The following is a 24,613-nucleotide window of genomic DNA, read 5'->3' on the forward strand; positions in this document are numbered from 1 at the left end:
CTGAAAAAACACTACGAATTGACCGCAGTTTTGATGGCCGCTTTAATCCGGGTATAGGTTCCGCACCGGCAAATGTTGCCGTTCATTGCCGTCTCAATTTCCTCGTCGCTTGGATTTGGATTTTCATTCAACAAAGCCACAGCCGACATAATCTGCCCCGACTGGCAATACCCGCACTGGGGCACGTCGTGTTCGAGCCAGGCTTTTTGTACCGGGTGATCACCATTTTCAGAAAGGCCTTCGATGGTGGTGATTTCCTTGTCGCCCACCGAATCGACAAACGTAATACAGGAACGCACCGCTTTCCCGTCGAGATGAATGGTACAGGCACCGCATTGTGCCATTCCGCAGCCAAACTTGGTCCCCATCAGGTTCAAATGATCCCGAAGCACCCAAAGCACGGGCGTAGAAGGATCAACATCGACCTGGTATTCTTTTTTGTTGATTTTAAGATTGAAAATTGCCATAGGATTGTTCTACTAGTTAAGTAATCAATGAATTATCAATATACTAAATAATTTGCATTCAGAAATAACACCTGTTGAAGAATAGCTAAAAGTTGTAAAGTAAAATGCTACCCGTTACCTCTGAAACGCCTAATTGCAAACAAATGTTCTGAACCTTGCTAAAAGTACCGAATGAAAAGCGTCAAAAGGTCTTTTCGCCACTATTTCAGAAGTAAACGACATGCATGAAAAGCCCGAATCATAGAAAAACGATAAACCGAGTTATTGAAAAGAGCCGGAATAAATTCGATAGGCTCAACTTTTTACCTGCAATTCCATCATCCAAAAAACTTTTTTACAACCTTTAGGTTTTTAATACTTCTTGTATACAAAACCTAAAAAGTCTCTTATGAAGAAATTGCTGATGTCTTTTGTTCTTGCTGCCGGCTTTTTATTTTCGGTGGCGCAGGAAAAACTTTCCTATTTTTTACCCGACGATGTTTCGTACAACGAGGCAATTCCGACACCGGAAGATTTTTTTCATCAGCAAATCGGAGAATGGCATCTTTCGCACGATCAGCTTCTTTCGTACGTAAAAGAAATCGCGCGGCTTTCTGACCGTGCAATTGTTTATGAATATGCCCGTTCGTACGAAAACCGTCCATTGTTTCACGTGGTATTTACATCGAAAGAGAACCAGCGAAATCTTGATCAGCTAAAAGAACGCCATTATCAATATTCCGAACCGGGCAGCCAAATCACAACAGAAGATGTTCCATTGGTGGTTAGCCTTACCTACAATATTCACGGCAACGAATCGAGCGGCGGAAATGCCTCGGTACTTACTGTTTATTACCTGACCGCAGCCGAAGGAGAAAAGATAGACGAGCTATTAAAAAATACGATTGTGATTGTGGATCCTTGTTTAAATCCCGATGGATTTACCCGGCACAGCGCCTGGGCCAATATGCACCAAAGCAACGTATCCGATGGCGATTCCAACTCGCGGCAATTTGATGAAGTTTGGCCGGGCGGGCGTCCCAATCACTACTGGTTCGACCTGAACCGCGACTACCTCTTGCTTGTTCACCCCGAAAGCAGAGGACGCGTGGAGAAATTTCACGAATGGAAACCCAATATTGTTACCGATCACCATGAGATGGGAGCCAACTCCACCTTCTTTTTTCAGCCCGGAGTTCACACGCGAAACAATCCGCTTACGCCGGAAAGCAATTATGAGCTGACTCGTAAAATTGCCGCGTACCATGCCAGATACCTGGATAAAATTGGAGCTCCCTATTTTTCAGAAGAACAATTCGACGACTTCTATTTTGGAAAAGGGTCCTCTTATCCCGACATCAATGGAAGCATCGGCATTTTGTTTGAACAGGCCGGGTTCAAGGGAAGAGTGCGCGAAACATCCAACGGAATCAGAAAACTGGCCTACGGCATTCGCAACCAGTTCACTGTCTCTTTGTCAACACTCGACGCAGCCATGAATTTGCACGATGAATTGCTCGACATGCAAAAGGATTTTTACAACGATGCGATAAAACTGGGAAAACAAAGCAAAACCAAAGCCTATATTTTTGGAAGCGAAACCGACAAGGTGAAAACCCAACTGTTTGTCGATCTGCTAAATCGTCATCAAATAGATGTTTATGCCAATACCAAAGATGCCACCGTTGATGGAAAAGAATTCAAGGCCGGAAGCAGTTTTGTTGTTCCTGTCGGGCAAAAGCAGTATCGGCTGTTAACTTCTATTTTCGGAGAAGCCCACGATTTTACCGACACTACGTTTTACGATGTCTCTACCTGGACGTTCACACGCGCCTATGGTCTGCCAAGTGCATCGTTAAACAGTTTGTCCGGTATCAGCCTGTCAAATAACCCGGTTAAATCACTTCAACCCGAAGGAAAAATAATTGGAAGTGGCCATCCGGTTGCCTATGTTTTCAGGTGGAACGAATATTCGGCACCAAAAGCATTGTACCAGTTACAGGCCGCAGGATTAACCACCAAAGTTGCCTCCGCCAAATTTAGTTTTAAGATAGACAGCAAGGAAGAAAAATTTGAAAACGGCACCATCCTGGTTTCGGTTTATGATCAGCCAAAATCACCTGATCAACTAAAAAGCCTGGTATCGTCGGTGGCTCAAAATTCTGGGATCGACTTTTATGCGCTTTCTACCGGATTATCGCCGCAGGGAATTGACCTGGGCAGCAACAATTTCGAAAAACTTTCGTGCCCCCAAATTTTGCTTTTTGTTGGCGGCAGCACCAGCAGTTTGGATGCAGGCGAAATCTGGCACCTGTTTGATCAACGTTTTGATCAACCACACGGGTTGCGAATTCGCTCGATCGAAAATTTGTTGAACCGGTTCAGTTTACCGCATCTCCGTATTTGAGCGGCTGGGTGTCGGGAAAAAACCTGGAACGTATTGCCAACGCTCCCGTAGTGTCGGTTCAGTCAGTTGGCAAAGGAAAGTTGATCAGCTATTACGACAACATGAATTTCAGAGGAACGTGGCTGGGAACCACCAAGCTTTTTACCAATTCGGTATTTTTTGGAAATATTATCCGCTAATCATTTCTGAATTTGGCAAATAAGGTTGTTCAAAACGTTGAGAAAGTCAGCTGCTTGATATAATATAGAGAAGCGTAAACGGCACAGAATCTCATCTCTGCATCTGTTTTTGAATTCTTTGTTTTATACCCCGGCCTACTTTGCGTGAAAAGTGTTGTTGCTTTTTATCGCCCTTCTATCCAACTCCCAACCGGTGTTCGCTGCACAACACAAACACACCTATACCAACTTGTATATCAGCTCTTTATTTTGTAACTTTTAGTATTAATCCATAAATAAAACTGATATGAAAAGACTGTATTTTATTGCCGTTCTTGCACTTTTTGTGTTGGGATGTACCACACCCGATCCTGAAACGGAGAAAGCAAACGTGGAAAAAGCCATCAACGAGTTTTATGCTGCTGCCCAGAAATTTGATTACGAAGCGATCCCGACTTTTTGCACCTCTGACTTTACAGCTTTTGAAGACGGGATGTTTTTCAACAACATCAACGAATTTATCGATGTTTTCAAATCGCTGGAAGGAGCTACCATTGACATGAAATTGAATTTTGTAAAAACAGAGGTGTCCGGCAATATGGCCACTTCGGTGGTTGAATTTGATGCTCATTTTACCAAAGATCCGGCAGTGATTCATTTTACAACCTATGAAAATTATGTCCTGAAAAAAGAAAACGGCAAGTGGTTGCTCAATTATTTCCACAGCTCGCATCTACCCAATCCGGAAGATACAGGTTATGCCAGCGTTCATATGCTAAAAATTCCCGAAGACCTGAGTATTGAGAAACTTAAGGAGAACATCGAAAAACTGAATGCCGCCATTTCATCGATGGGGTATTGGAATTGCGGTTATACCCTTTTCAATATTGAGGAAAACAGCAACGACACCTACAACTATTTCATCAAAGGCAATTGGAACAATGCGGAAAACTATAAAATAATTCACGACAGCGAAGCTTTCAATAGTGTGGCAGACTCCATGCCCGAGGTTGTGAAAGACTACTTCAAAGACCAGGTTTATGCAAAAGTGGAGAAGATGAAGTAATACCATTCGGATAATATCTTCAATTAGGCTTCAGAATGGGGATGTTTTCTATTTGAAATATACAAGTTATGTACTTACACATAAAACGTAAAAACAGAACGCTGATCACATTGATTTTAACCGATAGTCACGAAAAAACAGCGAAAATCAGTAGAATCGTTATCAGCGTTCTATTTGTTTTTATTGGTAAATCTTGGTCGTACCTTTTGTGCTTTTTATGGAATGATATGGTTTAAAAAAATCGTTTTTAAGCTAATCCTTCCTTTCTATATTTTACTATTAATTAGATTGAATGCGCTATCCTCTTTAATCGTTTTCCTTGTTTGCTGTAGTTGGTTTCAATACCGCCAGCTGAAGGATTACTGCCACTGCCACAGGAATAGCCAGCATGGCCATATCTCTGCCCAAATTGCCTGAATCGGTTGATTTACCCAGCAATTCGGTTACAAAAGCACCAGCAAAAACACCGGTGAGGTTCATTAATCCGTAGCCCGCTGCACGATGGCGTGGCGACACAAACTGACAGAGTATAGGCATATTGTTGGCATCGAACATTCCGAATCCGATTCCGAACAAAACTCCACCACCAATAATACCGGCAAAGCCGTGTCCCATGCCCAGTAACAACAAGGCAGGAATAGTAAGCGAAAGCCCAATGGCGCCGGTATAAATTCGTCCTCTGACGTTCTTCCCAATCCAGCGGTCGGCCAGGATACCGCCAAATATCACACCGATAAACGAAGATGCTGCAATCGTAATGGTAGCCAATGGTCCTGCTTTCGACATATCCATACCAAGGCTTTCAGAAAATAAGGTAGGCAGCCAGTTTTTGGTCGCCCATCCGGGGAAGCTCGGCGCAGCAAAATAGAAGAGGATCACCCAGAAGCTCATTGTCCCGAGCAACATTCCCAAACTTTGGGTAATGGACGCAAAACCGCTGATTTTTTCCGTTTTTGTATTCTGCTCGACCGGCGGAGCAGCAAAACGGTCCTTTTTCTCACGCAGGAAAAAGATGAGCACCACGCTGTACAAAATCCCGATCAATCCAAAAGAATGGAAAGCGGTTTGCCACGAAAACTCGTGAGCTACGGTAGCTCCAAAGCCGCCGATGGCCTGACCGAGATACAAACCGGTCATGTGAATACCAATGGCCAGCGAACGCGTTCGCCCTTCGTGGTAATCGGCAATCAGTGCGAGAGCAGCAGGAATATACAAGGCTTCGCTAATTCCCATAAGGGCTCTGAGTACATATAAAACCTGGAAATTATTGGAGTAGCACATCGACAGCGTTACCGCCGACCAAACGGCTAAACTTCCAACAATCAACCACTTTCTGTTTACCCGGTCGGCCACAATTCCGGCGACCGGACTCATAAAACCATATATCCATAGAAACACCGCCATTAAACGGCCAAAATTTTCAGCCGTTTCCAGCTCTTTTATGTCGATCATCATCGACACCTTCATAGTCGATAACATCTGACGATCCATATAATTCAAAAGGGCAACCACCCATAAAAGTCCTACTACCACCCAGGGATATATTGATTTTATTTTGCTTTGGTTCATTTTATTTCGATTTGATTCTTTTTAGATATTTAGTATCCGTTATGTTTATCCGTAATTATGTATTTTCTCGAGCGTTTTCCAAACCTGGAACATACCGCGCGGAACATGGAAACATCCTTTCCATTTGCCGCCTTTCAGGTTAAGCAGTACTTCTCCCTGACGGTTGAGGTAGCCAAACCATTCGCCAAACTCGGCGTCGGCAAAATGCGCCCACGAATATTCGTGTACTTTTTCAAACCAGGCCAGACATTCTTCGTTGCCGGTAAGCGCGTATCCTTTTATCAGTGTGATTAATGTTTCGATGTGCACCCACCAAAGTTTCTGGTCCCATTCAAGTTGTTGCGGCGGGGTTCCTTTTATATCGAGGAAATAGAAAATTCCGCCGTATTTTTCATCCCAGCCATATTTCAGCGTTCGCAAGGCAATATCAACTGCTTTTTGCGCCAACTCCGGCCTTTTTAAGCGTTCTGACAGGTCCATGATAAACCACATGGCTTCGATGGCATGCCCCGGATTTAAGAGGCGTCCTTCAAACGAATCGGAAAAACTTCCGTCGGGATTTACATTTTCCAGAATCAATCCCGAATCGGGCTGATAGAAAACTTCCATTACTTCGTGCAATACTTTTTCAACCGTACTGTTCACCAGTTCGGGCTCCAGCAGGTGTTCGATTTCCAGCGCGAGATTGCACATAATCATGGGCAATGAAAAGCTCTTTAACGGACGTGTGCCGGGCACCAGCTTGTTGTAGTTGCCTTTGGGATTATCGCTTCGTTTTAAAATATTCTGAAAGGTATCTTTTGAGATAGCGGCAAACTCTTCGCTTCCGGTGGCTTTGCTCAGCTGACCAAATGCCATTGTAGCAAAACAGTCAGAAAAAATATTGTACGGCTGTACCAGCGGTTGTCCTTCGCGGGTAAGCGAAAAATACCAGTTCAGGTTACCGTCGTGTCCGTATTTTTGCAAAAAGGCAGCGCCATCGAGGGCAATCTGTAACCATTCCTGCTTTTGTTCCACTTCGTTGTACAGTTTGGCAAACATCCACACCTGGCGGGCTTGCAGCCAAATAAATTTATCGGTATCAAACACCTTTCCTTCACGGTCTAAGCAGGTGAAATAACCGCCAAATTCCTTGTCGAGCGAATTGGCTTCCCAAAAGGGAACCACTTTGTTTAACAGCTCGTTTTTATATTGTTCCGATAAAACTTTAAAATCCATTTCTTTCAGTTTAATGTATTATTCCTGTTCGTTTACAGAAATCTCGGCAAAAGTAACTTTTGGAGTACGCACCCCTGGTCTTACTTCTCCGTTGGGGATGTAAATCCGGTTATTGAATTTTACCGCCAGGGTAGTCACCTGTGTTGGAAAAGGAAGTTCTCCCTCTTGCACACATTCTCCGGTAAGCATGTTGTATAAAAACAATTGACGACTAAACCCCGGGTGTCCTTCCAGATGCTTTATTTTCTGGTTGTTTATTGTTTGTTTTTCTTCGGGAGTTTCGGCTGCAGCTACTGCATTCAGAAACGCTTCGGTTTTGTTAAACAGCAGTCCATCGTCTCCTCCGAAAAGAAGGATGTGGTTTCTACCCACGGCAGCGCCTGTTCCGGCCGCAAGAGGTACCGGTTTATTTTTAGCACCGGTTATATCTCCAACCTGTTCCCACGCTTTTTTCGAAGGTGAATATTTCAGCACCGAGCTAAAAAATGTGCTTAGTTCGCCGGCTCTGTTGCGGCCTCCCAAAACGTAAATACACTCCTCGTTTCCGTCGTTCTGACTTACCACCACGGCATTCGACAACGGGCCGGGCATGTTGGGAAGTGCTTCCCATTCGAAATCAGCTTTAGCCACATCGGCGCAATACAACGACGAGATATTTCCATTAGTTCCTGAGCCTCCGGCCACATAAACCACCGATCCGATAGTTGCCGCGCCACAATTTGAAACGGCAACCGGGAAATCGGTCAGGCTGTTGATTTGCACGTCGCCCTGTTCTAACTTCAGTTTTAAAACGTCGGAAACCGGTCCGTTCACGTTTTCACCTCCAATGCAAATAACCTCGTCATTCACCGACACACAGGCTGAATAGGCCAAGGGAGCCGGAAGTTTTTGATCGGCCACCTGCCATGCTGCGTCCTTTTCCTTCAGGTTAAAAAAGAAAATATCGTCGTAATAGGTTTTTGTCCCTCCCTGCCAGGGAAAGGAATCCGGAAAGTTGGAACCTCCGGCAACAACCAACATCTCTGAAGATACTCCGGCCAATGCACCTGCAAGCCCTTTTTGTTCCTGCTGCCCGGCAGTTGGCGGAATATCCGGCAAACTTCCCCACTTGATATTCATAGCTTCTTTTTTTTCAACGGGAGAGCATTGAAACAGCGCTCCCCCTAAAATGATGATTGAAAATATTCTTGCTTTTCGCTTAAAGCGTACTGAAAAGTTCCTGAATTTGTAGTCCCTGAACATCTTTTTCAAACTTTTGGTAGGCTTCACTGCTCATATTTTTTATAGGTAAACGGAATTCTCCGCATTCAAAACCAATATAGCGCATGTAGGCTTTACCGGTTGCGATACCGCCGTATTTGCCCAGCAAGCGAATCATATCGATGGATTGTTGTTGCAATTTACGTGCTTTTGCCAGGTCGCCGTTATCAAAAGCATCAATCAGCTGATAATACAATGGCGCTGCATAGTTGTAAGTACTTCCTACTCCACCGCGTGCTCCCAGCACCAATGCCGATAACAGGTTCTCGTCGCGTCCCCAAAGCATGTCGTATTTTCCGTCTGCAAAGTGAATACAACTCAGAAAATCCATAAAATCTTCGTGTGTGTACTTGATACCTGCCAGGTTAGGAATCATACCTGAAGCTTCCTGCAGGAAATCGTACATGGGCACAAAGCACCCTGAGAGTACCGGAATATGGTAAAAATAAAAAGGTACATCAGGAACCGCTTCTGCTACTTTTGCACAATATTCGGCCAACTGACCACCCGAACCGGGTTTGAAATAATAAGGTGCCAACATAGCAATGGCATCTACTCCACACTCTTCCGAATGCTTGGCGTTTTCAATACATTCTTTGTAGGAAGTACCGCCAATCAGGTTAATAATTTTAAGTTCTTTTTTACCAGAAGCCGCTTTTACCCACTCCTCTGTAATTTGCATCTTTTCCTTTTGCGACAAGGAAACTCCCTCACCGGTTGAGCCATTTACGAAAGCGCCAACCACTTTATTCTTCTCCAGTAATCCGACGTAATCCGGAATTTTGCCATAAACCACTTCTCCTTTGTTGTCCATTGGAGTGAAGGGTGCTGCGATAAGGCCGTTAAATCTATTCATGTTTTCATTTTTTTTAAAATCTCTTTCGAGATACTTCTCTTTATATTCAATAATTCTGTATAAGTCAAGCTAAAGTGGACAGGCTACCCGAAAAGTAGATGCCGGCCACCCGTTTTCGTTTACCAGGTTAGCTCTGGAAAAAGGTTTCCAGCCATAGCGAACCTGTTCAATCTTTTTATCTTTTGATTTGATAATAATTTTATTGTCTTTCAAGGTTGCTGCAACGGGATAAAACAGGCCATCTTCTCCGGCCACTTCCAGTTCTCGAAGCACTTCGCCATCCGATGTTTTTAATTGCGCTGCATGTGAAAAAGTAAGAATCACTTTATCCTTTTCCTGCGTTACCGTGCTAATTTGTGGTCCGCCATCCGGAACATCTTGCATCCCGTAATTGCGCGACAAGGCCAGGTTGGCAAAACGTTCGCCAATTTCGATTTTATGCTTCGGATGCACATCCAGCGAATCGCCCAAATCGCTGGTTACTACCATTGCCGCTTTGGGAATGCTGAGTGCCAGTTCCCGCTGGGTTTCGCGAAAATACGGCCACGATGGACGGTCGATACTTGAAAGTTGCGCAAAATAAAAAGGCATTTCAGCATTGTTAAACGCCGAGCGCCATGATTTTACCAGCGCCGAAAAAGCATGCCTGAAATGTTCGGCATTGTGGGCATTCGATTCGCCCTGGTACCAGATGACTCCGGCCACCGGAATTCCTTGCACCAAGGACATACCAGCCTCGTAAATGTAAGCCGGCTCGTAGGGATGACGCTGCAGTTTGTTTTTGGCCAGTTCGGTATTGGTAGCTGCCCGCTCGCGGCACCAACCCTGGATAAAATCGTTCTGTTTCCAGTTATTCAGCACGTCCACCATGTACGGGTCGAACTCCAGCGTTTTGCGGTCGATAAACGCTTCGGCCGGTGCACCACCAACGCTGAGTTGTATCAGCCCAATCGGAACGTTCAGTTTTTCATTCAGCTGTCGGCCAAATGTGTAACCAATAGCCGAAAATTCGGCTGCATCATCGGAACTACTCGGTTCCCATTCGCCGTCAAAAAAATCGAGCTGATTTACTTTTACCAGCGTGGTTAAGTCCCAGTTTTTATTATCGGTACGGGCAAGGCCTTTTAACTTGTACAGACGAAGATTGGAGAAGTCGGCGGCATTGTCAATCAGCGTTGAAGCATTAACTGCGTGTTTTGTTTCAAAGTCCATGTTCGATTGCCCGGCACAAAGCCACACTTCGCCCACTAAAATATCTTCAAGCAAAATTGATTCGTTACTGTCGCTACTCACTTTTAGCTCGTAAGGCCCCCCGGCAGCTACCGCATCGAAAGTAACCGACCATTCGCCGTGTTCGTTGGCCGTACAGGTTCTTTTTTGCTTTGCAAAAGTCAGCGTAAGTTTTGTTCCGCTGTTGGCTTTTCCGTAAACCGGAATGGGCTTTTTTTGCTGCAGCACCATGTGGTTCATAAAAACCGGCGCCAGGCTCAATCCTCCAAAATCGCCCGTAATATTTTCGTAAACGGTTTGCGCTAAAATTCCGGCTCCTTCCTCATTCGGATGAATAGCATCGGGAAATAATCCGGGACGGCCGTACAAGGCCGGGTGCAAATCGATTAACCCGGTTTTACTGTTTTTGGCCACTTGTTCAATGGCATCCTGAATTTGCCAAAACCAGTCGCGTGTACCCGATTTAAAACGTGGATGCGTATTAAAAATAGGCGTCATTTTGCAAATGTACACCTGTGGTTTGTTGGAGCTGTGTGTGCGAAACGAATCAATCAGCGCCATGTAATCCGGCACAAACTCATCGCGGTAGCTGGGCCAGTTGCGTGGGTCGGTATCATTTAAACCAAGATGAATAACGATAATGTCGGCATCAAATTTCAGGGCCTCGGGATACTCGGGCATTTCCACATACGGACGGTGCCCTTTGCTTAAAAGTGTGGCTCCACTGTGCCCGAAATTCTGCACCTCGTAAGCGTCGCCCAATAAATTCTGCAATTGCGAGGGATACGAATCGCGCTCGGGGTTGCTCAACAAATAACCGCGGGTCACTGAATTCCCTACACAGGCTACTTTTATTTTCTTCTGTACATCGTTCTTTGATGACATGGCCATGGCACTTTGCCCGACGCCCAACACGAGCATCAACCATCCTACCAATAACACTATGCAACGAAATTTCATCTTAATTTTTTTATTTCAGTTCAGCTGAAAACTTCAGGCCTTCAACTTCTTTCATGGTTCCATTTTCATCCTGTACCGGCACAAAAGTAAACATGCGTTTCCAGGTATCATTTTTGACTGGAATTTTCAGTAACACTTCGTTCCACCCCTTTTCCAGGAGAATGGAAGCCGGTTTTCTGAAAAAGTAATTTTCATCGGTGAACGGAATTTCTTCCGTGTTACTCGCCAGACTCGGATTATTCCATTGGGGCGCGGCAATCAGTTCGCCATTCAGCCAGGCTTTCGGGTGTGTATTGTGCCATTCCCCATTTTCCGGAAATGGTCCTCCCCGGCGGCCACCGGAACGCGACCAGTCGTGAAAACTTATCCACGCTCCAACGCTTTGGTCCTGTGGCGACCAGATTTGCGTGTAGGCATAATAAGTTCCTGTTTCTTTTGGGAAATGCGACGGATAACCAAAGTAGTGCGTTAACTGAATTGTTCCGCCATAAAGCGGCCCCTGCCAGGTGTAATTTGCTGTGTCGATACGGTAGGTTCCCAACAACTTATCTTCTATCGGAAAGGCAACATCAACATCTCCACCATTCGCGATCGGCCCCAGAACTTTCCATTCAATGTTTGATTGTTTTACATACGGAAACGGTTTACCCTGAAAATATTTATCGCGGTGCTCGATCATCCGGTCCTCAAAAGCGCTGAATTCATTGAATAGTTCACTTCCTTTTTCCGGTAGTTTTGCCAGGTAGTTTTCACCAACATCTGTTTTTTGGCCGGTCCACGAAGTTTCGACGTAGGTAACAATCCCCGGATACACGGGGTTTTGCACCAAAATGTCGTAAGCCTCATTTACATTGTTATCGTTCCAGCAACAGAAAATGCCTCCTATACGCAGCGAATCGCCGTGAGCAGCTCCGTTAATTCGATCGAAGTACAACTGAGTGATGCCCGACAAGGGATCGAGATGGTTGACGTAATTTAAACGGCAGTCGATATAACGGTGCCCCGGTTTGGGATGCCCGTTTGACGACCAAAGTTGCGTGATGGAAACCGAGTCGCCTTCGATATGCTGCCCCGGACGCCAAACAATCAGCTCGCGGCCGTGATATTGCGTTACCCGCTCAAGAAGCGCCGGCAACAACGTTGGTGATGGTTTTTCATAATCGTGCCAAACTTCGTCTGTTCCTAAATGGATGTAGGGCATCACGTTGGCCGGAGCCAGGCTGCACAATTCATCAACCAGGTCGATTAAAACCGGTTGTACGCGCGGATCGCTCATCGTTTCAATGCCCATTGCTTTGCGGAAAGCAGCACTATGCCCGGGAATGTCGAACTCGGGTATCAGCGTAATTTTTCGTTCCCGGCAATACGCCACCAGCGCTTTAAAATCTTCCTGGGTATAGAATTTCCCTTTCTCACGCGTCATGCTTTCCGCGGCGTTCAACTGCGGATAGATTTTGCTCTCCAGCCGCCAGCCCGGATTTTCGGTCACATGAAAATGAAACACGTTATACTTATAGGCCGCCAATACATCGATTTGCTCTTTCAGCATATCCATGGGTTGGAAATTCCGGCCTACATCCTGCATAAAACCACGAATGCGAAAAGCCGGCCAGTCAACAATCGTACAGCCTTTCAGGTAACGTTTTCCATTTTTTTCGACAAGCAGCTGTTTTACGGTTTGCAGGCCGCGGTAAATTCCGGTTTCGCTTGTGGCTTCCAGGATTACAGAATCGGCCGAAACATTTAAGCGATAGGCTTCCTTCTTGTTCAGCGGAACCTCCGGAATATCGGCAACTATGCGCTGCACAAAACAGGCGCTGCTGTCGGCCATATTAAATGACGACGTGCTCCATTCGATTTGCTGCGGCATCGGTATCAGCGCCGGAATTGGATCTTTTTCTGTGCTACATGAAAAAAGCATCCCGACAGCAACAAGCGCTGTCAGGAAGCTAAAATATTTTGATATTTTATTCATTTTCGGTTGACATTTTACTACCGTATGATGTCTGATACCGGAATACTCTGAAAGTAAAGCTCTTTCACTCCTTCATAAAGAATCCCAACGGTATTTTCGTTTACCATGGTCATGCAGGAATAGCCAAAGCCACCCGCTTCATTCAATTCCAATTGGTACGCTTCGGGCCATGTCATTCCTTCATCCAAACTTGCTTTAATGGTCATGTTGGTACGCTGATTCTTATTATTTGGATTTGAAAAGAACAGCACCTGTTTGGTTTCACCTTCTAATTCAAGGTTGGCGGCAATTAAACTGGCCATACAATTGGGTTCCTGCAATGCCGAATTCGACGAAGGATGGATCTCCCAGCTTTTGCCAAGATCCTTTGTAATGGCAACAGCACGTCCGTTGGTTTCCGATTTATCTTTTCGGTTGCGGTCGTCGCGCATGTTTAGCATTAGGCTGCCATCGCTTAATTCCACCACTTGTGCTTCGGTAGTATTGGTTTTGGCGCCTGTTCCGATGGTCCAGGTTTCGCCACCATCTTTGCTGTAAATAATAGTCGAATGTGGTGTATATTGATGCCCGTCGATGGCTTTTTCGCCCAGGTCGGCTTTAAACTGCGCCGGGAACACCAGGGTTTCATCCTTCAGGGTAATCCCCATTCCGGGGCCTTGCAACAGGTACTGCCATGCCGGGTCTTTAATTTGTTCGGTAATATTGATTGGCTCCGACCAGGTTAATCCGTCGTCGGTACTTTTTACCAGCATAAACTGGCCGGTTTCCTCGGGCGACATACCGGGTTTTGAAGCCCACCATCCCATTTGATTTTTGTCGAAACCGTGCATCCACACTGCCGCTACCCATATGGTATGGTTTACGGGATCGTATAACACGCTGGGGTCGCCAATGCCGTTTAAATCCTGCGGCAGTCCTCCCCATTCGCCCATATCCATAATCACTTTCATGGGTTCCCAGGTTTGTCCGCCATCGGTACTGCGGCTCATACCGATATCAATGTCTTCCTGTAAGTCTTTGCTGTTGTTGTAACGGTTATCGTAAACGGCAATTAGTGTACCTTCATTGGTTGTTACCAATCCGGGGATACGATAGGTATCGCAACTGTCCTGACCGGCAGCACGCACTAGTTTTGCGGGACGGTAGGCAAAAGGCTGCTCTACGTCGATTGCCAGACGTTTTCCGCCAAATGTCAAGATGGCTTTTTCAACTGAAAAACGCTGTGTTAATACGGCATCGTTTTTCACCTGAAACTGAAAAGCCAGCGTATGACTTCCGGAGGTAAGTGTAGCATCTCCTACCAACTCGATTTCATTCCCTGCCAATAGAAAGGCTTTTGAGAAGTTTGTAGTAAGTGTGTCTTCGGTTAATGATGCTGTCCAATCCACATTAACTGAATTTAAGAAATCGGCCTGACTACCTTCTGAAAGGACCAATGTAATTTTTTTAAGTTTATAGCTAATTCCCTGCTCTACATCCAGATTAATTTGGAAAATATCCGGATTCTCTTTTTCGACAAACAACGGAATTCTCTTTTCCAGAAACTGTGTCTTATTCACTCCTTCCAATTCGGTCTGAATTGAACCGGTACAAGCCGACAGGCCTAATACAATCGACCCCAATACACAAAGCAGGTGATATCTCATTTTATTAAATTTTAATTTACACAAATATAAAAAACTCCCCAGGAGCCAGTGTCTTTTGTTTTGAAATCAGGGGCAATTTTGCCCCTGATTTACTTCCAACTAAACCTTTATTCTCTATGAAAAAACGGATTTTAATTATATCCCGGTGTTTGTTCCAATAACGGATCTACATTTAAAGTATTTACATCGACCGGCCACAACAATTTATGCGCTTCGCTTGTTCTTAAAACTGCAGGATTTCCATAATTTGCCTGGTTCGAAAACACAAGCGGATCTCCTGAAGCATCCTGCATACGACGCACGTCGAACCAACGCTTGCCTTCGCAAACAAATTCTTTATCGCGCTCGGCCAATATTGCCAACTCGTTGGCTTCAAATCCAGCATTGGCGTAAGCATGCACAGCAGGATTATAGTCATCGCCATAGGCTCGCTCGCGTATCTCGTTAATGTATTGTGCAGGATTTCCATTTTCCATATTTTCAACCTCTGCCAACATTAACAACACATCGGCATAACGGTAAACAGGAATATCGTCGGCATAAACCCGGTTACCATCAGCATTAATCAATCCCATAAATTTGGGCATAACCAGTCCACCATTGATTAAGTCTCCTGTGGTTTGATCCTTGTCATAAATATCAATAAATGTTGAATACTTGCGGGAATCAAGCTCATCATAGCTTTCAAACAATGGCCAAATGTACTCGTGACGCAATAATCCATTTCCCTTGGTTTCAGCGGGATCTACAGCAGCCGAACCATCAGCTAAAAATTTAGTGGCGATGGTGTTTAACTGATACAGGAACAGGTAGTGAAATGTAGTTGCTTCCGTATCCAGAAAACGAAGGGCAAAGATTATTTCGTTGTTTCCTTTATTGCCATAATCAAAAACTGAAGAGAAATTATCCAGCAAGGAGAATTTGCCCTTTACTTCATTCAGCGCAGCTTTTGCAACGGCCAAATCACCGGATGCAGGAGTCTGATCTCCGGTGCTTACTTTTGCCGACCAGAGATAGATATCTGCTTTTAACATCAAAGTGGCATATTTCGACCATGATCCTTTTTGATCTTTGATCTCAACATTCGATCCGAAATGGCTTTCTGATTGCGCCAAATCGCTTTTTATAAAATCGAGTACAGCTTTTGGAGTACTTCGTTCAGTGTACAACGGTTCAGCACGGTTTTCGCCCTGCAATACTTTAGGTTCGGTAATAACTGGCACACCTCCGTAAGTTTTATACAGATAGCTATACAAGAAAGCTCTTAATCCGTATAATTGCCCCAGGTAATAATCTTTACTGGCATCTGTCAGGAAATCAACTTCGTTCTCCAGCTTGTAGATTCCCAGGTTTACAGAAAGGATGCGTTGGTAGAAACCCCCCCAGGAACTGATACCTGTTTTATCTTTGGTAAAATCCTGGTCTTTAACCGGGCTTGAATCATTTAGCGAAGTACCGGTAGAACCTGTTCCACTTTTCAAAAGTCCACCTCTGGCCTCCCCTAAAATAAAGAATGTTGAATGCAGACTACGAATCTGATCATGTATGCCGGTTATATACCCGTTCACTTGTGCTTCGTTTTGCCAGAAATTCTCACTGCCATAGTAATCTATTGGCCCCAAATCAAGCGAATCGCAAGACACTAATGAAACCATAAAAAGAATCAGAACTTTTATGTTTATTATATGCTTTTTCATCTTATTAATATTGTTTGTTTTCAAAAGTATAAGATGGAACTCCCATGATTTTAATCATTTGCGTATGTGGCAAAAACTTGTCATGGTCGTTTCATTTCTTTTCTATTTATTAATTAATGCCTCTTAAAACTTAACATCAACGCCGAAAATCACTGTTTTTGGTACTGAATAGCCGGCCCATTGTTCGCCCGAACTAAAATTCTCAGGATTGTTTAGTTTGGATGCGGTCAAATAGCCAAGATTCTGACCAGCAACGGATAAAGTTACAGCTTTCACACCGATTCCTTCGAGTAGCGTTTGTGGAAGAGAATAAGAGAGCGAGATCTCTCTGAAAGCCAAATAGTCTCCTTTGTAAATCCATTGCGAAGACTGACGGGCATAGTTCCTTGATCCCAACTGATCGGCCCAGCGGTATTCCGCAAACTTAGCTGTGGGATTATCGGTGGTCCAGGTATCTTTTGTATCAACAGTAGTATTGTAGGTACCTTGCGCCATTGCCAGGAACCAGGCACGCTGAGCGTCTACCTGAACAAAACCAAGTGAGTAGTCCATTCGGGCATAAAACTTAAAGTTTTTATACGCCAGTGTTGAAGTGATTCCTCCAAACCATTTCGGGCGGGTATTTCCCATCTTCACCTGATCGAAGTTGTCGATCACTCCATCTTCGTTTACATCCAACCAGTTCATATCGCCGGGTTTTAAAGCCAGACCGTTGCCTTTGGCATCCCCCAGAGCCTCCCACGCGTCCGGCCCGTAAACAGGACGGGCATTCGAACCAAACCAACCGGTTGTTTTATCTATTCTGTCGGCAGCAACAGCATTCACTTCATCCCAGTCATCGAAAACGCCGAGTGCTTTAAATCCGTACAAATCTCCGGGTTGCTGACCTTCCTGATAACCGCCTACCCAAATCAGGTTGCCGGTTTTTCCGTCGTATACCTGGAAAGCACCCTGACGGTTATTTTCCAGACCATTGTCCGGAAGCTTTTCTACAATACTTTTGTTGTACGAAATATTGGCTGAAACGTCCCATGTCCAGTCGCCTTTACGTAATGCTTTTACCGACATATCAACTTCCAACCCCTTGTTTCTGTACTCTCCATTGTTTGAACGGATTGAGCTAATTCCTGAAGATATTGGCAGAGGAATATTTGCATACTTATCCAAAGTCAAACGGTTATAATACGTAAAGTTGGTATTGATCATATTTTCAAGGAAACTGATATCCATACCAACCTCAGCAGTTTTGGTACGTTCCCACTTTAAGCCAGGATTTGCAATACTACCTACAACATATCCAACCTGGTTATTATATTTTGTTGTCCCATAACTTCCCTGCAGTTCATAGGCTCCGATTCCGGATACGTTACCATTTAAACCATAGCTGGCTCTTAGCTTCAAGAAAGAAATCAATGAATTGTAATCTTTCATAAAGTCTTCTTTATTTACGATCCAACCGGCAGATACCCCGGGAAAGAATCCCCAGCGGTTATCACCCAAAAGCCGTGAGTAACCGTCGTAACGGAAGGTCCCTGAAACCAGGTATTTTTCAGCATAGTCGTAATTCACACGTCCAAACCAGGAGCGAATTCTTTCTTCAGTATGATAGGTATCAATCGAACGTCTTCCTTCTTCTGTAGAAGTAAGGCCAAGATCAGCGAAATCATCGGTTGGGGCACCGCTACCGCTGGCGCTTAAACCTTTCCACTGTTTGTCGTAATACTCGTAACCGATCAGGGCGCTACCGGCGTGTTTCCCTTTTGTAAGGTCATAATTCAAAACGGCATTGTAGGTTTGACTCAACTCTTTATCATAGCTGGCCGATGAACTGCGACTTGTATTCCAAATACCAGGTCTGTTCAGGTAATCTTTATTAAATGCTTCGTAGTATCCCTGGTCCAGTAGCCAATGAGCGTTTACTTTCAGACTCAGGTTCGAAAGGAAATCAATCCTGAAACCTTGTCCCATAATAAATTTATTGGTATTGTTATCTCTTTTCAATCGGTCAACGTTAACGAGCGGATTACCATCACCAACGTTGTTTCCTAAAATTAGCTCACCATCAGGGTTGTATTCGCGTTGCGTCGGCGGTGTACTCTGGATACGTCCAAAATAGTTTTGTTCATTGGTAGTTGAAACATTGTACCATTTGGCATCGGTGAACTGGAAATTACTGTTGGAAGTAAGCCATGACCTGATTTTATATTCACCGTTAAACGTAAAGTTTAATCTTTTGTACCACGTCTTTACAGGCTGTCCTTCGGCATCGTAATAACCAATACCGGCATAGTATTTTCCCCGGTCGTTGCTACCGCTAAAACTAATGTTATAGTCTTGCGTTAGCGCCGGATTGTTATATGCGGCATCTTCCTTATTAAATTCCGAAAAAATAATCTCCTGCCCGGTAACCGGATCAATCATAGTTTGCCAGCCTTCGTTAAGTAAGAATGCCAGATCTGAAGTATAAACCATCGGACTATAAACAGCCAGTGATGTTTTGTTCCCATCCAACGGATTGCCATTATCATCGTAGTAACGGTTACCAATACCATAGGGAGCTGCGCCACTCAAAGAAGATGCACTGCCATAGCCCACCCATGAACCATCTGCCTTCTGGTACATCTGAGAAGCATTTTGATACCCCTTTCTTACCCAGTACAGGTAATCTTCGGCACCTAAAAAATTGTAATCGTGTGTTAAGTAATTTAAACCGAATTTTGCACTCACTTTAATCTCCGGCTTGCCTCCTTTTTTAGAGGTAATCAAAATTACACCGTTATTGGCGCGGGCTCCGTACAATGCAGTTGCACCTGCATCTTTCAGCACCTCGATCGACTCAATGTCGTTTGGATTGATGTCGTTGAATTCACCGACCTGACCATCAATTAATACCAAGGGAGAACCGGTTCCGTCGAAATTGGTACCACCACGCAGGTAAATCGAAGGAGTGGCCCCTGGATTCCCGGAAACAGTGGTAACCTTTAACCCTGACACCGCACCAGTAAGTGCCTGAGCCGGGTTGGCATGAACCCCGCCTGTTAAGGTTTCTTCCTTTACCGAAGCGATGGAGTTGGTTAACTTTGCGCGACTTTGCTTACCTCCATAACCGGTTACCACCACCTCATCCAAAGCTTCTGTTGCAGTTACCAGAACAACGTCGATTGTTTGTTTACCGGCTACACTCAATTCCTGCGACACCATTCCGATAAACGAGAAAACCAGAAGATCGTTTTCACCAACTTCCAATTGATACTCGCCATCGATATTGGTGATTGTACCCGTTGTTGTTCCTTTTACGACAATTGATACCCCCGGCAGCAGTTCTCCGTTTTCGGCGGTAACCTTACCCGTAACAGTTTTCGCCTGGGCAAACCCTTCTGCTTGGAAAAACACCAAACAAATCATAGCAAGAAATATTCCTCTAAGCTTCGGAAACGATCTGCTACTCTTTAGTTTTTTTTCTTTCAAATTACTCATAAAGTGCTTTTTAACGTTTGATTTGATTTAGACTTTTCATCTAAATTAGATTTAATTGAAACTTCTCTTTTGATGCTTTATGTATGACATAATGCGAAACAAATATAGAGAATTGTTTTTTAATTCAAAATGTTTTATAAAATTTGTGTTAAATTTTCAGGGACTAAATACCAATTTACTATGCCACACAGAGAACTTATAAATCATATCCCAACCATTGATACCAGCAGCCTGGTTGACAAAGTTGAGATGGAGCTTTTAGAGATATTTATTAACCGAGGACTTAAAGTTGGAGACACCATACCCAAGGAAATTGAACTGGCTACTGCCATGGGAGTTAGCCGGACCGTTATCCGCGAATCGTTAACCCGGTTGAAAACAATGGGACTGATTGACTCCAAAAAACACAAAGGCACAGTACTTACCAGTCCGAACCTGGCACAAATCCTTCAGCGATCGATGATTCCCAAAATCCTGGACAATGAAACTCTACGGAATATTTTTGAGATACGTTTGATTCTTGAAATTGGAATGGCCGATTCGCTTTTTCAATATGTCAACGAAGATGACATTAAAGAATTGGAGGAGATTATTAATTCAGAACCAACTGCCTCGGAGGATGTATTGTTTGATATCGAGCACGAAATCAAATTTCACGGGAAACTTTACGATATAACAAAAAATGAAACGCTTATTAACTTTCAAAACGTTTTGCTCCCTGCGTTTAACTATGTATACGACAGTGGGATAATCAACAAGCCGATCAACAAAAAGAAATACATTTCGCACAAAGAACTGGTGGAGATTTTAAGAACGGGAACACCCAAAAAGTTTAGAGAAGCCATGCGTAAACATCTTGACAATCATTTCAACCGGCTATTTGAATAAAACAATCATGATTCTCAGGAATCACCAACAGATATGAAAGTAAAGATTTTTACTCTCCCTCGCTCCCTCTCTATGCATAGAGAGGGAAGATTGTGTCGCAGACAAAATCAGGGTGAGTCATAAAACTTTGAACCAGATTTTGCTTTTGATTTTCGATAGATTTTCAGAAAAGACAAGGTGTCAACCTGATGATTTGTCTTCGATAGCAGCCAAGCGCTAAACCATTCGATCTACCAATTGTTGTAATCTCTTATTGTGACTTTTACTAAACACTCGCAATTTTGGGAAAAACGACTTCAATAAAACAGTGAGGAAGCAACAATCGATTGGAACCATCATACAGATTGTGCGGCTAAAAACCGAACTGCAGGATGAAGAAATGCTGAAAACAGCCCATGACCGGGAACCTCAATTCAAAGCTATTCCCGTCATCGCTCAAAACTATTGCATGAATTTGGCACACCGGGCGAGTAAGGCAGAGTGTCCATCCGGGATTCAAAGGAATCGATGGAAAAGTTCGAACAATCGGAACTTGCAGCCACCATTGCCCAAGCCACAGTCCTTCGAAGTTCCTTCAGTTAAAGTGATTGAAATTATGATTCAACTGATGGAATAAAAGTGATCTTGAAATTTGCCTCCTATTCGTTACGAATATCTACCTCTTTGAACATGTAGCGATTATCACTTACCCTTAAACTCTTACCGCTGGCAGTAGTTACCTTTTTTAAGATTACCTGCCTGGTCGTGATATAGGGAAAGGCCTCGACAAATGAATCGTCGGTCATCTTCGGATTAAAATTGGTAAAAATGGCCGGTCCCCGGTAATCCTCCGGATGATTCGTATCGTCGATGTATAGTCCCTCAATCATGATTTTTTCAGGCATATAACAGGTGTAGCCAAAGTTGTGCTGCCCCGAATTGGAACCACCAATAAGCGATGCACTAACGCTGCTTCCGTTTGCCGGAACAAAAACACAGTCGCGAATAATCATTTCCCCCTTCCAGGTACTGCCGTAATCCGAGCGCAGGTTAATCAAAGTTCGTCCCCGAATCGTGGATTTTTCTACTATAAAAGTACCGCTCCCAATGGCATTAATTCCCTGATGGCCCAGCGTTGAGTTCCGAATGGTAGCATTGGCTACGCCCATATGTGCGTCGAACCGGGAAAACGTACATCCGTCGTACAAAAGATTTTTGGAATAGTTCGATCCCATTATTCCCCAGTATCGGTTATCGTTAATATCGTTGGTCTGGCTACAATTTACAAACGAGACATTAAGGGCACGATTCACGGTAATATCATAGGTTCCCATCGAAACCGGCACACCTGCCGAGCCTATTGTCTGGTAGGTTTTGTGCCCCGTGAGAATACAGTTTTTAACCGTTACCCAGGCACATTCACTGATATTGACGAAACCTCCATAAGGCGCACCATGACTTCCCTCGCCTACAATGCGGTGTTCCAGTCCATCCACCAGTACGTTGGAACGTTTGATGGCAATTCCCCGGTTGTAATACGTGTATTTCGACTCGGCACTGTTTGCAATCGTTGTAAAATGTCCGCCGGTAATGGTAAGTGTTTCCTCATCGATGGGGAGAGCTGTTACTTCGGTGATCTGATCAAAATCCCAAATGATCGGAGCGTCCATATTTACATTCCCATTTTTGTCGACAATAAAAATATCGGTTTGCGAAGATCCGTTGTTTTGATTCGGCCCAAACCTGATGTAGCGTTTTACATTTGAATCGGTAACCGTGACCAGACAAGTGGCAGGTAATGAAACAGCGATCTTTTTCTGATTTGTTTTCAACGAAACAATCCCCTCAGGTCTGAAAGCCTCCAGGGCCGAGTTCACCAAAAAAACATGCGCATTTCGGTTCTGTACGTTTGTATCATCAATAACAAATCTGGCCTCTCCAAAATCGGTAGAGGTGCGAATAACAGCCGTGCGGTCCTTTCCTCCGATATAATAAGTGGCGCCGTCGTCGGCCTTTACGCCAAGCCCTTCCTGATTGGCAAAAGCATGTGTTGCCACCAGGGCTTCCATATCGTCGGTTTTCCCGTCGCCAACAGCGCCAAAATTACTGTAACGCACCACTCCATCGGCTTTAAACTTTCGCAAATCTTTGGGAGACACATTTATTAGCATCTTCCCATCTTCGCTTGTTTGAACTATTGTTTTGCCTTTTTTGAATGTTATTACATGTTCAGGAGAATCGGCGTTGCTTTGGCCAAACGAGATCGTTACAAAAAGAAGTAAGGTAAAAATTAAAATTGCCTGTTTCATCGGTATTATGGTTTAGTCAGCCCCGAAAATATAAACTCTGAATTAATCCCACAAATTTTAGCTATCGACATTTCACCTGAAGTGCGTTAACGGTCTGTTGGTTGGAAGATTTCAGGCTGTATCTCTTCCCCTGATTTTCGAACCTCTTAATTAACAAATGTTCTCAACTCGCTAAAACGCCACTTCTGCCTTATAAAAATTGCAGTAACTTTTTCGAATCTGCACAACATTTCCTCCTTCAATCGTGTTATTATAAGCTATTTTAGGTTTCCTTTGCGATCAAAATAAAACGATGATAAAAAATATGCTATTCAGCCTCACTCCCAAACGCCTAGCCATCCTGAACCGCTATTACAGGATCACAAGGTTTTATTCCTTTCTGAAAAGTACGGCGTACAAGGGAGGCACTGTTACGGCTATTTTTGTACTGATATTAATCAGCCTCGAAATATTTCTTTTGGATTTTAATTTGTTGCTCAACAACCTCGTAACAGTCTATTCTCCCAAGATTATATACTCGGTTTTTCTGCTGTCTGAAACCATTTTAGGTTTATTGCCACCCGAAGTATTTATTGCCTGGGCCTCTAAAATTGAAACGCCGTGGGGCTCTTTATTTATACTGGCCTCTTTATCGTATCTGGGAGGAATAATCGCCTACTTTGTGGGTACCCGGTTGTCTATGATCCCCTACATAAAAAACCGTATTGAAACAAAATTGCAAAAACACATTATCAACCTCAGGAAATGGGGCGGTTTGTTTGTTTTCCTGGGCGCCGTTTCGCCCATCCCGCATTCGATTGTTAGCCTGGCGTCGGGCCTGATCAAATACAATTTTAAAAACTATTTGCTTTGGGCGCTTTTCCGCTACATGCGTTTTATCCTTTACGCCTTTGTCATCTTTGGAATTTTTTAAGCTCCACCTTTAGCCTACTTTCCCTTTTCGGATATAAATAGCCCCAAATCATTTTGTTGGCAGTGTCAAAGCGTTTCAAAATTGTAACTCTTATTCCGAATACGAGTATTAATCGATAAAACAAAACAACGGGCACACGTTGGTAGCCCTTTTGATTTCGATGATATGAAACGCCCAACCGGCTCTGCAATACTCGCACGAATCGACCGCCATCTGTATGATCCACGACTGGATGCCGAGGCACAACTTCCGTTAGCTGGCCCCAGATGGGAATTCCTGCCACCCAAAAATATTTTGAGTTTCCGGGGATTTCTATCATGAAGATTGAAAACCAAAAGATAAGCTGGGATAAAGATTACTGGGACTGGAACGCTTTTCTGCAGGCAATTGGTGTTGTTTAGTAGTGCGTATCCGGTTGAAATGAAAACACGAATTTCCTTTTTTAAATAAAAAAATACCGCCGCACAAAAACCTGTTACCGATAATACCTCTGCGTGCATAATACAAAAAAGCCTCTCTTGCGAGAGGCTTTTAAGGGTCATTAAACCTAAATCTAATC

Annotated in this window: 18 protein-coding genes; 7 read left to right on the plus strand and 11 right to left on the minus strand. The window is 44.0% G+C overall.

Annotated features, from left to right (window positions below):
- Positions 1–11 precede the first annotated feature (11 nt).
- On the minus strand, positions 12–461 hold the full coding sequence (locus MR764_RS03705; protein WP_348773068.1) for a (2Fe-2S)-binding protein: 450 nt from the start codon (positions 459–461) through the stop codon (positions 12–14).
- Positions 462–855: 394 nt separating this feature from the next.
- Here MR764_RS03705 and MR764_RS03710 point away from each other — a divergent pair, with 394 nt between their 5' ends.
- From MR764_RS03710 to MR764_RS03720, 3 genes are all read left to right on the plus strand, one after another.
- Positions 856–2,853 carry a M14 family zinc carboxypeptidase gene (locus MR764_RS03710; protein ID WP_247978046.1) on the plus strand — a complete coding sequence of 666 codons (1,998 nt, stop codon included), beginning with the start codon at positions 856–858 and terminating at the stop codon, positions 2,851–2,853.
- 8 nt (positions 2,854–2,861) lie between these two features.
- Positions 2,862–3,032 (plus strand): hypothetical protein, encoded by a 171-nt coding sequence (locus tag MR764_RS03715; RefSeq protein WP_247978047.1) that lies wholly within the window; start codon positions 2,862–2,864, stop codon positions 3,030–3,032.
- Between the two features lie 286 nt (positions 3,033–3,318).
- Complete coding sequence (locus MR764_RS03720; protein WP_247978048.1) at positions 3,319–4,077, plus strand: nuclear transport factor 2 family protein; 759 nt, start codon at positions 3,319–3,321, stop codon at positions 4,075–4,077.
- A gap of 306 nt (positions 4,078–4,383) precedes the next feature.
- Here MR764_RS03720 and MR764_RS03725 read toward each other — a convergent pair whose 3' ends face one another.
- The 9 genes from MR764_RS03725 to MR764_RS03765 all read right to left on the minus strand — a co-directional run bounded on the left by MR764_RS03725 (position 4,384) and on the right by MR764_RS03765 (position 19,965).
- Positions 4,384–5,646 carry an MFS transporter gene (locus MR764_RS03725; protein WP_247978049.1) on the minus strand — a complete coding sequence of 421 codons (1,263 nt, stop codon included), beginning with the start codon at positions 5,644–5,646 and terminating at the stop codon, positions 4,384–4,386.
- A gap of 45 nt (positions 5,647–5,691) precedes the next feature.
- A complete protein-coding gene (locus tag MR764_RS03730) occupies positions 5,692–6,864 on the minus strand; it encodes an AGE family epimerase/isomerase (protein WP_247978050.1) in 1,173 nt (390 codons plus the stop codon).
- Between the two features lie 18 nt (positions 6,865–6,882).
- Positions 6,883–7,983: a kelch repeat-containing protein gene (locus tag MR764_RS03735; RefSeq protein ID WP_247978051.1), complete on the minus strand. Its 1,101-nt coding sequence runs from the start codon at positions 7,981–7,983 to the stop codon at positions 6,883–6,885.
- A 79-nt stretch (positions 7,984–8,062) separates the two neighbouring features.
- On the minus strand, positions 8,063–8,980 hold the full coding sequence (locus tag MR764_RS03740) for a dihydrodipicolinate synthase family protein (RefSeq protein ID WP_247978052.1): 918 nt from the start codon (positions 8,978–8,980) through the stop codon (positions 8,063–8,065).
- Between the two features lie 69 nt (positions 8,981–9,049).
- On the minus strand, positions 9,050–11,170 hold the full coding sequence (locus MR764_RS03745; RefSeq protein ID WP_247978053.1) for a GDSL-type esterase/lipase family protein: 2,121 nt from the start codon (positions 11,168–11,170) through the stop codon (positions 9,050–9,052).
- 10 nt (positions 11,171–11,180) lie between these two features.
- Positions 11,181–13,145, minus strand: a complete 1,965-nt coding sequence (locus MR764_RS03750; RefSeq protein ID WP_247978054.1) for a family 20 glycosylhydrolase — start codon at positions 13,143–13,145, stop codon at positions 11,181–11,183.
- Positions 13,146–13,162: 17 nt separating this feature from the next.
- The gene (locus MR764_RS03755; RefSeq protein ID WP_247978055.1) at positions 13,163–14,791 is read right to left on the minus strand and encodes a sialidase family protein; all 1,629 of its coding nucleotides are present in this window, start codon (positions 14,789–14,791) and stop codon (positions 13,163–13,165) included.
- A gap of 131 nt (positions 14,792–14,922) precedes the next feature.
- Positions 14,923–16,488 (minus strand): RagB/SusD family nutrient uptake outer membrane protein, encoded by a 1,566-nt coding sequence (locus tag MR764_RS03760; protein WP_247978056.1) that lies wholly within the window; start codon positions 16,486–16,488, stop codon positions 14,923–14,925.
- 123 nt (positions 16,489–16,611) lie between these two features.
- Positions 16,612–19,965: a SusC/RagA family TonB-linked outer membrane protein gene (locus MR764_RS03765; RefSeq protein WP_247978057.1), complete on the minus strand. Its 3,354-nt coding sequence runs from the start codon at positions 19,963–19,965 to the stop codon at positions 16,612–16,614.
- 180 nt (positions 19,966–20,145) lie between these two features.
- On the opposite strand from MR764_RS03765, the gene MR764_RS03770 reads away from it, so the two are divergent.
- Complete coding sequence (locus MR764_RS03770; RefSeq protein ID WP_247978058.1) at positions 20,146–20,853, plus strand: FCD domain-containing protein; 708 nt, start codon at positions 20,146–20,148, stop codon at positions 20,851–20,853.
- A gap of 307 nt (positions 20,854–21,160) precedes the next feature.
- Positions 21,161–21,469, plus strand: a complete 309-nt coding sequence (locus MR764_RS03775) for a hypothetical protein (protein ID WP_247978059.1) — start codon at positions 21,161–21,163, stop codon at positions 21,467–21,469.
- Between the two features lie 22 nt (positions 21,470–21,491).
- Here MR764_RS03775 and MR764_RS03780 read toward each other — a convergent pair whose 3' ends face one another.
- Positions 21,492–23,141 carry a hypothetical protein gene (locus MR764_RS03780; RefSeq protein ID WP_247978060.1) on the minus strand — a complete coding sequence of 550 codons (1,650 nt, stop codon included), beginning with the start codon at positions 23,139–23,141 and terminating at the stop codon, positions 21,492–21,494.
- A 292-nt stretch (positions 23,142–23,433) separates the two neighbouring features.
- On the opposite strand from MR764_RS03780, the gene MR764_RS03785 reads away from it, so the two are divergent.
- Together MR764_RS03785 and MR764_RS20215 are read left to right on the plus strand one after the other, a co-directional pair.
- Complete coding sequence (locus MR764_RS03785; RefSeq protein WP_247978061.1) at positions 23,434–24,054, plus strand: VTT domain-containing protein; 621 nt, start codon at positions 23,434–23,436, stop codon at positions 24,052–24,054.
- Positions 24,055–24,320: 266 nt separating this feature from the next.
- Positions 24,321–24,455, plus strand: a complete 135-nt coding sequence (locus MR764_RS20215) for a hypothetical protein (protein WP_282189120.1) — start codon at positions 24,321–24,323, stop codon at positions 24,453–24,455.
- Positions 24,456–24,613 lie beyond the last annotated feature (158 nt).

This window comes from Maribellus sp. YY47 (assembly GCF_023111095.1).
Lineage (GTDB): Bacteria > Bacteroidota > Bacteroidia > Bacteroidales > Prolixibacteraceae > Draconibacterium.